This is a genomic window from Planctomycetota bacterium, assembly GCA_026387035.1.
GTDB lineage: Bacteria > Planctomycetota > Phycisphaerae > FEN-1346 > FEN-1346 > JAPLMM01.
This window is the reverse complement of record JAPLMM010000157.1, coordinates 1-9,077: the sequence shown is the minus strand read 5'-3', so window position 1 is coordinate 9,077 and position 9,077 is coordinate 1. Positions and strand designations below refer to the sequence as shown.

6 protein-coding genes are annotated in these 9,077 nt (G+C 69.1%); 1 reads left to right on the top strand and 5 read right to left on the bottom strand.

What is annotated here, in order from left to right; all coding sequences use genetic code 11:
• The 5 genes from NTX40_05440 to rsmD all read right to left on the bottom strand — a co-directional run.
• Positions 1 to 2,551 (bottom strand): MFS transporter (locus NTX40_05440; GenBank protein ID MCX5648525.1); only part of this gene is annotated, 2,551 nt, incomplete at its 3' end.
• The gene (locus NTX40_05435; GenBank protein MCX5648524.1) at positions 2,548 to 3,876 is read right to left on the bottom strand and encodes a CCA tRNA nucleotidyltransferase; all 1,329 of its coding nucleotides are present in this window, start codon (positions 3,874 to 3,876) and stop codon (positions 2,548 to 2,550) included. The genes NTX40_05435 and NTX40_05440, both read right to left, overlap by 4 nt.
• A 138-nt stretch (positions 3,877 to 4,014) precedes the next feature.
• Positions 4,015 to 6,267, bottom strand: coding sequence for a VWA domain-containing protein (locus NTX40_05430; protein ID MCX5648523.1), 2,253 nt, complete (start codon positions 6,265 to 6,267; stop codon positions 4,015 to 4,017).
• Positions 6,268 to 6,577: 310 nt separating this feature from the next.
• Positions 6,578 to 7,495 (bottom strand): DUF58 domain-containing protein, encoded by a 918-nt coding sequence (locus NTX40_05425; GenBank protein ID MCX5648522.1) that lies wholly within the window; start codon positions 7,493 to 7,495, stop codon positions 6,578 to 6,580.
• A gap of 59 nt (positions 7,496 to 7,554) precedes the next feature.
• Positions 7,555 to 8,142 (bottom strand): 16S rRNA (guanine(966)-N(2))-methyltransferase RsmD, encoded by a 588-nt coding sequence (gene rsmD, locus NTX40_05420; protein ID MCX5648521.1) that lies wholly within the window; start codon positions 8,140 to 8,142, stop codon positions 7,555 to 7,557.
• A 288-nt stretch (positions 8,143 to 8,430) separates the two neighbouring features.
• On the opposite strand from rsmD, the gene NTX40_05415 reads away from it, so the two are divergent.
• Positions 8,431 to 9,077 (top strand): ATP-grasp domain-containing protein (locus NTX40_05415; GenBank protein MCX5648520.1); only part of this gene is annotated, 647 nt, incomplete at its 3' end.

The window sequence follows — 9,077 nt, the reverse complement described above, 5'->3', positions numbered from 1 at the left end:
TGACGGCGGCGACCAGTCGGCGGACGATTCCGTAAAGGGCCTCGATGGCCGCCCGATACGATTGACCTTCCATGAGGCCCCGCACGCGCCCCAGTTCGTCGCCCAGATCGTCCCACAGGACGTTCGCCCTCGTGTCGCGCGGAAGCCGCCGGCGGACGGCAGCCATGGCGCGGCGTGCGCGGCGGACGAGCGTTCCGAGGCGCCGGCCTTCCTGGGCGCGTTCGCCGGTCAGGTACGGATAGAACTCGCCGGGCCGGCCCAGCAGGTTGCCGATGGCGATGGCCAGTTGGCGCCGCAGCACGGGGTTTTGCGTGGTGTGCATTCGGGGGAGGATTTCCCAGGCGGCTTCCACGATGCCGTGCTCCGAGACGGCCTCGGCGCCGGAAACGATGACTCGCTCGTGGTGCTGCTCCCCGAGGAGGCTGATAAGCCGGCGCAGCGGGGTGCGGCCGCCGACATCGCCGAGCGCCTGGGCGCAGGCCTCCTGAAGTTCGACCGATCCGCTCGCGAGGCACTCGGTGAGGGCTTCGATGGCGCGGCCGTCGCCGATCTGCCCCAGGGCGCGGGCGGCCTGGGGGCGGATGGTCGAGTTCGGGTCGCACAGGTGCCGCAGCAAGGCCTCGACCGCTTGGGGCGATCGGATGCGCCCCAGGGCGCGGGCCGCCTCCTCGCGGACCTCGTGGTCCGCATCGTCGAGGCGTGCGATGATGTCGGCCGCGGGCAGGTCCTCGTCGGCGCGTTCCATCGTGCGAAGGGCCCGCGTCGCTTTGGGCGGGGGCGGCGCCGGTTCGCGGCCGGCGATGTCGTGGAGCGCGTCGGCGCACGCCTGCCGAAGGTCCGCCGACGCGCTTTCGAGGCACTGCGTCAGGGACTCGACGGCGCGCGGGTCGCCGATCTGCCCCAGCGAGCGCGCCGCTTGCGGTCGGATGCTGGAGTGCGGGTCGCGCAGGCACGCGAGGAGGACGTCGACGGCGTCCGGCGAGCGGATGCGCCCCAGGGCGCGGGCGGACTCTTCGCGGACTTCATGGTCGGGGTCGTCGAGGCGGGCGATGACGTCGGCCATCACCAGGTCGCCCGGTCCCCGTTCGACGCTCCGCAGGGCGCGGGCGGTCCGCGCGGACGTCGCCCCCCCGCCGCCCCCGATGATGCTCAGGTTGAGGAAGGTGCGGAAGACGCCCGGGCTGGCGAGGCGCGAGACGACGTAGCCGACGGGCTTCTCGCGGCCTTCGCGGATGCGGCTGAGGGTCAGGAGGCTGACGGCGAGCATGACGAACGAGACGGCGGCGACGACGTGGAAACTGCCGACGGCCACCCCCGCCAGATTCGCGTGGAAGCCGGCCAGCGCGTCGGCCAGTTGGCCTCCCACGAGCGAGCCGCCCGCCGCGATCGTCCCCACCAGGACGCTGTGCCAGGCCACGAAGGCGGTGCGGTTTTTCTGCGGCGTCAGGGTGAGCATCAACTGGGCGGCGCCGTTCCAGTATCCCAGGCCGAGGATGCCCGCCGCCATCGCCGTCACGGGAAGGATGTAGGCGTAGTTGCCCGGCGTCATGAAGAAGTACCCGATCCAGGGGATGACGGGATGCATGGCGCCGAGGAGGACGACGGGCTTTCGGCCGAAGCGGTCCATCACGAGGCCCCACGGCGTGGCGGTGGCGATCCACGTCGCCTGCGTGATGACGTACATGATGCCGAGCCAGGTGTTCGCTGCGCCGATGCCTCCCTCCGCCGCGCTGGCCGTGATGTACGGGGCGACGAAGGGTCCCAGGATGCTCGTCGCGAAGGACCACAGGCCGATGGAAAGGGAGAAGCGGAGGAAGTTTCGGCTGCGCAGCGGCTGAATGAATCGGCGCCATCCGCCGCGCAGTTCCCCGGGATGCTGCTGGGGTTCCGGAATGAATGTGTGCAGGAGGATGTCCAGGACGCCCAGCGTGCCGCCCACCGCGAAGACGATGGTGTACACGTAGAAGATGTTTCCCTCGCCGAAAGCGTCGAGCGCGACCTGGACGGAAAAGAACCAGACGACGTTGGCGGCGTGGATGATGGTGCTGCGGCGACCGAAGAACGCGCCGCGGACGCCTTCCGGGATGAGGTCGGCGAGCCAGGACCACCATCCGGCGGCGCTGATCGTCGCCAGGACGAAACTCGTGACCGAGGCTGCCGTCACGATCGAAATGCCGAGGCTCTTGGAGCCCCCCTGGGCGGCGTACAGGGCCACCCCCGCCAGGACGTACCCGAGCAGGCGGTGCAGGATGTGGGACGCCGCAAAGAAGACCTTGCGCGTCCGGAGCCGCGCGTAGATGAGCACCGCCAACAGGTGGAAGGGAGCGGCCAACTGCGTCAGAGCCACCAGGAGCCCCAGTTCGCTGGCCGACCCGCCCAGGTGGTTTTTGAAGAAGACGTTCAGGACGGCCTGGGGGGAGCAGACGGCGTACCAGGCTATGCCGCCGGCCCCGGCGAGGATGTTCATGTTGATGGCGCGGCGGAGCCGGCTTGGCGTGATGGGCCGCCCGTGCGTGTCGAGCGACAGGGCTCCCGTGTCGGCTTGGGTCATGGCTGGCATCGCTCGTCGGCGATTCTGCGGGCGAGGGCCAGGGCCTCTTCCTTCGTTCCGGCCCGGCCTTCCAGTTGGGCATCATACACCTGGCGGAGGATGTCGGCAAAGCGCGGTCCGGGCGCGAGGCCCAGGGCGATAAGGTCGTGGCCGGTGACGAGCGGATCGGGGCGGACTTCCTCGGCGCTCATCGCGCGGTACCGGGCCATCAGGGCCTCGTAGCCTTCGGCCGACCCGCCCGACGCCAGGCAATCGGCCCGCCAGAGTTCCGCCAGTTCCTCGAAACCTTCCTCGGCGAAGAGGCGCTTCAGCGTGGCCTCGCGCATCTCGTCGAAGTTCATCAGCATCATGTGCCGGGCGACGAGCCAGGTGACGCGCCGCGTCTGGCTGGTGCTCATCCGCAGCCGGCCGCAGACGGCCCGGGCGGCGTCCTCCCCGACGCGCTGGTGGTGATAGAAGGTGACGCGGCCTTCGCGCATCCGGGCGGTCGCGGGATTGCCGACGTCGTGCAACAGCATGGCGAGGGACAGTTCGAACGTCGGTTCCCGCAGGTGCTCGAGGCAAAGGAGCGTGTGGCGGAAGACGTCGCCCTCGGGATGGACGGCGGGGGGCTGCGGCTCGTCGCGCAAGTGTTCGACCTCCGGCAAGAGGACGGCCAGAAGGCCGAGTTCACAGGCCAGTTCCAGGCCGCGCCGCCGGCCGGCCGGCGGGGCCGTCAGGAGCCGCGCGAGTTCCTCCCGCACGCGTTCGCCGCTCACCGAAGCCACGCTCGGCGCAAGTTCCCGGACGGCCTCGGCCGTCGCGGGTTCGATGGCGAAGCCGAGTTCCGCCGCGAAACGGACCGCCCGCAACATCCGCAGGTGGTCCTCGGCGAATCGCCCGCGCGGGTCGCCGACCGCACGGATGAGGCGGGCCTCGAGGTCCTCCCGGCCGCCGACATAGTCAACGACCTTTCCGTCCGCCGGGTCCAGGAACATGGCGTTGATGGTGAAGTCGCGTCGGCGGGCGTCTTCGCGGGCGTCGGTGAAACGGACGGCGTCGGGGCGCCGGCCGTCGGCGTAGCCCTGCTCGGCGCGGAACGTGGCGACCTCGACCTGGACCGGCCCTTCGGTCACGACGACGACGCCGAACGCCGCCCCGACCGTGAGGGCCTTCGGATACAGCGCCAGGACCTCGTCCGGCCGGGCGCCGGTGGCGACGTCGTAGTCCTTGGGCGACCGGCCGAGGAGGAGGTCCCGGACGCATCCGCCGGCCAAGAGCGCCTCGTGGCCGGCGTCGTGCAAGGTGCGGATGACGGACTCGGCGAGTTGCTTCTCGGTGCTCATGACAGGGAGCGAAGGATACCATGCCGGGCCACCCGCGACAAGCGCGTGCCGACCGATTTAAGCGAACGGCGCGCGCCGCGCAAGCGCGGCGGCTAAGTGTGTACAATGGCGCGACCCACGCGCCCGGCGCGCCGACAGTTAGCCGCCCAGTTTACTGGGCGCGTGCCGTTCACCCGGCGAGCGCTCCTCCTCCGGCCGCATCCAGTTGGCCAGGAGCGGCTCGAGGACCGCCAGCAGGAGGCAGAGGATGAGGAAGTATTGCCAGAGTTCGCGGCGGGCGGTTTCTTGGAAGCGCGAGACGAGGTCGTCGAACGAGGCCGCGACGTGCGTCTCGCGGGCGCCCAGGTCGGCGGCGAGCCGCTCGTCGGCGATCTCCGCCAGGTCCGACTCGGTCCCGTCGGGATTGGTGCTGAAGACGCCCCGGACGTCGCCGCGCTGCGGCAGGCTGTAGGCGTAGTACCCCAGGTTCCAGGTCTTGTCGAAGCGCAGCAGATTGTTCGACGCGCCCGGGAGGGTTTCGCGGTTCTCGGTGACGGTTTCGCCGGCGGGACCGAGCGGCCCGGCGACCTCGACCGTGACCGCTTCCTTCACGTCGGGGTAGAGGTTGGTTTCGAACGGTTGGCCGGCGAGGATGTTTCGCCGCTCCGTCTGGCCTCGCGCCGCCAGGTGCACGATGCGCATCATGAGCGGCAGAAAAAGGTTCCGGACGGGGAAGTTCGTCCATTCGGTGGTGGCGCCGGCGGTGAAGAGGAGGACGCGGCCTCCGCCGAACGGCTTTTCGAGGAGGAACGGGTCGCCATCTGAGAGCCGCGCGAGGACCGAATCGGCCGCCGCCACGTCGGTCCGCACGTATTCGTACACCAGGACGCCCTGGTAGATGTCGGCCGACTCGACGAGGTCCTCCAGGTACGGCGACCGGCCCTGGACCTGGACGATTTTCCGGGTGTCGGTCTTGAGGACGGCGCTTCCGACGCGTTCCTTGAGGCGGGCGGGCAGCAGGCCGCCCTCGCGCGGAATGCCGTCCACGAAGAGGCGATTGTAATCGGCCGGGACGACGTGCGGCCCGCAGAAAACGACGAGCGTCCGGCCGGAGGCGACGTAGTCCGCCATGGCGCGAACGGTGGCGGGCGCGAGGGCGCCGACGTCGTTCAGGAAGACGGCGTCCCATCGCCCGAACGTGGCCGGGTCGAGGTTCTCGGGCGTGGTCTCCACCGGCCGGATGGCCCCAGGGAAATCGGCCCCTTCGCCCGCGGGGTCGAGCGCGCGGACCAGGTAAAAGTTCGCGTCCTGGAACGGGATGTCGGCCGCCGCCTGCTTCACCAAGAGAACCGGGATGCGGTCGGCGATCTGGAGGGCGATGCGGCGCGTGTTGTCAACGGCGAGCGAATCGGTCCCCTCGACGGCCACGAGAAGGCGGTGCGGGCCGGCCTTGTCGAAGGCGTGGGTCATCGCGACGACGCGCGTCGCGCCGGGCGCGCCCCCCTCCGCAGGATGCTGCGCAGGCGCCAGGTCCACCGCCTGCTTTTGCCGGGCCTGGCTCGAATCGTCCACAAAGAGGAGCAGGTTCCGCTTCTCCTGGGCGGGGCCGCTGTTCGTCAGGGTGACGTCGATGCGCACGGGGAAGCCGACGACGCGGCTTCGGGAGACGACCTCGGCGGCGGTGATGGCGACGTTCGCGTAGGCCGCTTCCGTCGGCCGGATGACGGCCACGGGGATGGCGGGATGCTTGCGCGGCTCTTCGAGGTCCCCGATGCCCTCCCACGAAAGGGCCTGGCGGTCGGTGAGGATCCAGAGGCGTTTGTCGGCGGCGTCCGCCTTGTCGAGGAGGGCGTAGGCGGCCTTGAGCGTTCCGGGGAGGTCGGCGCGCCCGCTCGCCGCCTGGGCCGTGTCCAAGTCGCGGAAGAGTTTCGCGCGGTCGGAGACGAGCCGGTCGGGCGCCGGTAGGGCGCCGGGGTTCGTCAGGAGCACGGCGGCCAGGGCGGGCCGCCACGGGCTGTCGAGGATCGCGCGGGCTTCCTTCTTGGCCTTCCAGAAGCGCGTCTGGCCCTCATAGGTCACGTTCATCGAATAGGAATTGTCGAGGACGATGCAGGCGGCAGCCGATGGGTTCGAGCCGAACAGGCCGAACTCGCGCGATAGGAACGGCCGGGCGAGCGCGAAGGCCAGGAGCGCAAACAGCAGAAGCCGCACGGCAAGGAGCAAGAGGTTCTCGAGTCGCCGGCGCCGGGCGGTCTTCTCAGCCGCACTGCGGAGAAACCGCAGCGTCGGGAACGGGACGGTCGGCGCCCGCGCCTTGTGGAGGAGGTGGATGAGGATGGGGATGGAGACGGAGACCGCTCCTGCGGCGAGCCACGCCGTCGCCCACGCCGACACGAATCCGAAACCGAGCATTTCCATCGTTCACCGCAGTACTCTGTTGAAAACATGTCTTTGTTTCCCCTCTCCCCCCCGGCGGGACGTTCCGCTTGTGGGAGAGGGTAGGGTGAGGGGGAAGGAAACGACGAATGATGAACAAGGAACGCCGAACCGCAGAAGGATGAGGGAACGATCCCGGCGCGCCGGGACCGGTCGTTTTGCTTTTTCCTTCGGCGTTCTGCGGTTCCTTGTTCGGCATTCATTATTCGTTGTTTCTTTCCCCACCCTCACCCCGTCCCTCTCCCATCGAGGGAGAGGGAGGATGAAAGGATGTCTTCGACAGAGCCTAGCGCATTTGCTGGCGGCGTGCCAGGTACGACCGGAGGAGGAAGTCGTACGGCACGCTCGTGTCCGTCAGGAGGTACTCGGAGTCGCTGTCCGAGCAGGCTTTCTTGTGGCGGTCGATGAAGGCGCGGAGTTCCGCGAGGTACTGGTCGCGGATGGCCTTGGGGTCCACCTGGTACCGTTCGTCGGTCTCGAGGTCCACGAACTGGGTGAGTTTGCGGAAGGGGAACTCCAGTTCCGCCGCGTCGAAGATGTGAAACAGGATGACGCCGTGTTTCTTGTGCCGAAAATGGCGCAAGGCGCGGATGACCTCGCTCTCGTCGTCGTAGAGGTCGCTGATGACGATGATAAGGCCCCGGCGCTTGATCATCTCGGCGAGGTCGTGGAACGGCTTGGCGAGGCGCGTGACCTCGCCCGTCTTGAGGTGTTCGAGGCGCCGGCACATTTCGTTCAGGTGGGCGGGCGATCCGCCGGGCGGCATGTGCAGGCGGATCTGATTGTCGAACGCCACCAGGCCGACGACGTCCTGCTGCCGCGTCATCAGGTACGCCAGCGTCGCCGCCAGGAACGACCCGTACTCGAGTTTCGTCAGGCCCCGGCCGCTCGAATAGTTCATCGATGCGCTGGAGTCCAGGAGGATGTAGCACCGCAGGTTCGTCTCCTGCTCGTACTGCTTGACGTAGAAGCGGTCGGTCTTGGCGTAGGCGACCCAGTCCAGGTGCCTCGGCTCGTCGCCCGGCGCGTAGGGGCGATGCTCGGAGAACTCGACCGAGAACCCGTGATGGGGGCTGCGGTGGAGGCCCGAGATGAATCCCTCGACGACCGTGCGGGCGACTACGTTCAGGTTGCCCAGCCGGACCAGCGTGTCCGGGTCCAGATAGTGGTATCGGGCAGGGGGGCTTGTGTCCGCTCGTGTCATGCGATTGCCTCGAGCGCGCCGCGCAAGTTTACCCGCCATCCGTGTGGCGGGCGCGGCGGCTAAATGTTCGTCCCCGCGTATTCCATGAGGTACAGCGTCGTCGTGCCGTAGGTCCGCTCGTCGAACAAGTTGAATCCGGGCCAGGGCCGGTCCATCGGGACGCCGCGCTTCGCGCGGAGCATCGCCACGGCCCCCGGGGCCAGACACCCCAGGTCCGCCAGACTCCGGGCCATCTCGGCCAGGCGCTGGCGCCCGGCCTCGTCGGCCGTCAGACGGTACGGCGGGTCCGCGAAGACCAGTGTGTAGCCCGCGCCGCCGGGGGCCTTGATCCATGTGCCCGGCCGAAGGGCGTCCCGCCGGACGATCCGCACCTCGCCGCTTAAGCGCAGGGTGGCGGCGTTGGTTTCGGTGGCTTTGACGGCGGCCGGGTCGGCGTCCACGAACTGGCAAAGGTGCGCCCCCCGGCTCAGGGCCTCCAGGCCCAGCGCCCCGGACCCGCAGAAAAGGTCGAGGACGACCGCGCCTTCGAGATAAGGTCCGAGGATGTTGAAGAGGTTTTCGCGGACGCGGTCGGTCATCGGCCGGGTGACGAGTCCCTCCGGCGCCAGGAGTTTCCGCCCGCGATGAATCCCGGCAATAATGCGCATGGGTCGCTCGCAACGCATCGTAGCGGGACGGTTCCGCCAAATCAAGCGCGGGGGTCAAACAGGCGCGGTGCCGCGCCAGGCTTGTGTGGCACGGCGGGTCTTGCTTGCCACGCCGTAGCCCGAAGGGCGAAGGCGGGTCCCGCCGTGCGTCCCGGCGCGCCGGGACACGGCCGGGCAAGACCGGCCGTGCCACACAAAGCACCCCCGGCATTTTGCTTGAGCCGGGGGCGCGGGCGGCGCTAAAATGCCCGTCCTGATTTCCACAGGTGTGGCGGAAGAGGAGACGCAATGAAGATTCTGCTGGTCGGCAGCGGCGGGCGCGAGCACGCGCTGGCGTGGAAACTCGCCCAGTCGCCTCACTGCAAGAAACTCTACGCGGCGCCGGGGAACCCCGGCATCGCCCGGTGCGCCGAGTGCGTGCCCATCGAGGCCGAGAGGATTGACGACCTGGTGAAGTTCGCGAAGGCCAACAAGATCGGCCTGACGGTCGTGGGGCCGGAGCAGCCGCTCGTCGCCGGCATCGTGGACCGGTTCCAGGGGGCGGGCCTCCGGATCTTCGGGCCGACGCGCGAGGCGGCCCAGGTCGAGGGGTCGAAGGAGTGGTCGAAGACGGTGATGATGCACCACGCGGTGCCGACGGCGGAGTTCCGCATCTTCACGAAGTTGCGCGATGCCCTGCGGTACATCGACCAGCACGAGGAGCCGCTGGTCGTCAAGGCGTCGGGCCTGGCGGCGGGGAAGGGCGTCTTCGTCTGCGCCAACCAGAACGAGGCGCGCCAGGCGGTCGAGGCGATCTTGAAGGACCGGACGTTCGGCGCGTCCGGCGACGTGGTGGTGATCGAGGAACGGCTGACGGGCGAAGAAGCGTCGATCCTGGCCCTCGTGGACGACTCCTCCAGCATCTACGTCCTGGAATCGAGCCAGGACCACAAGGC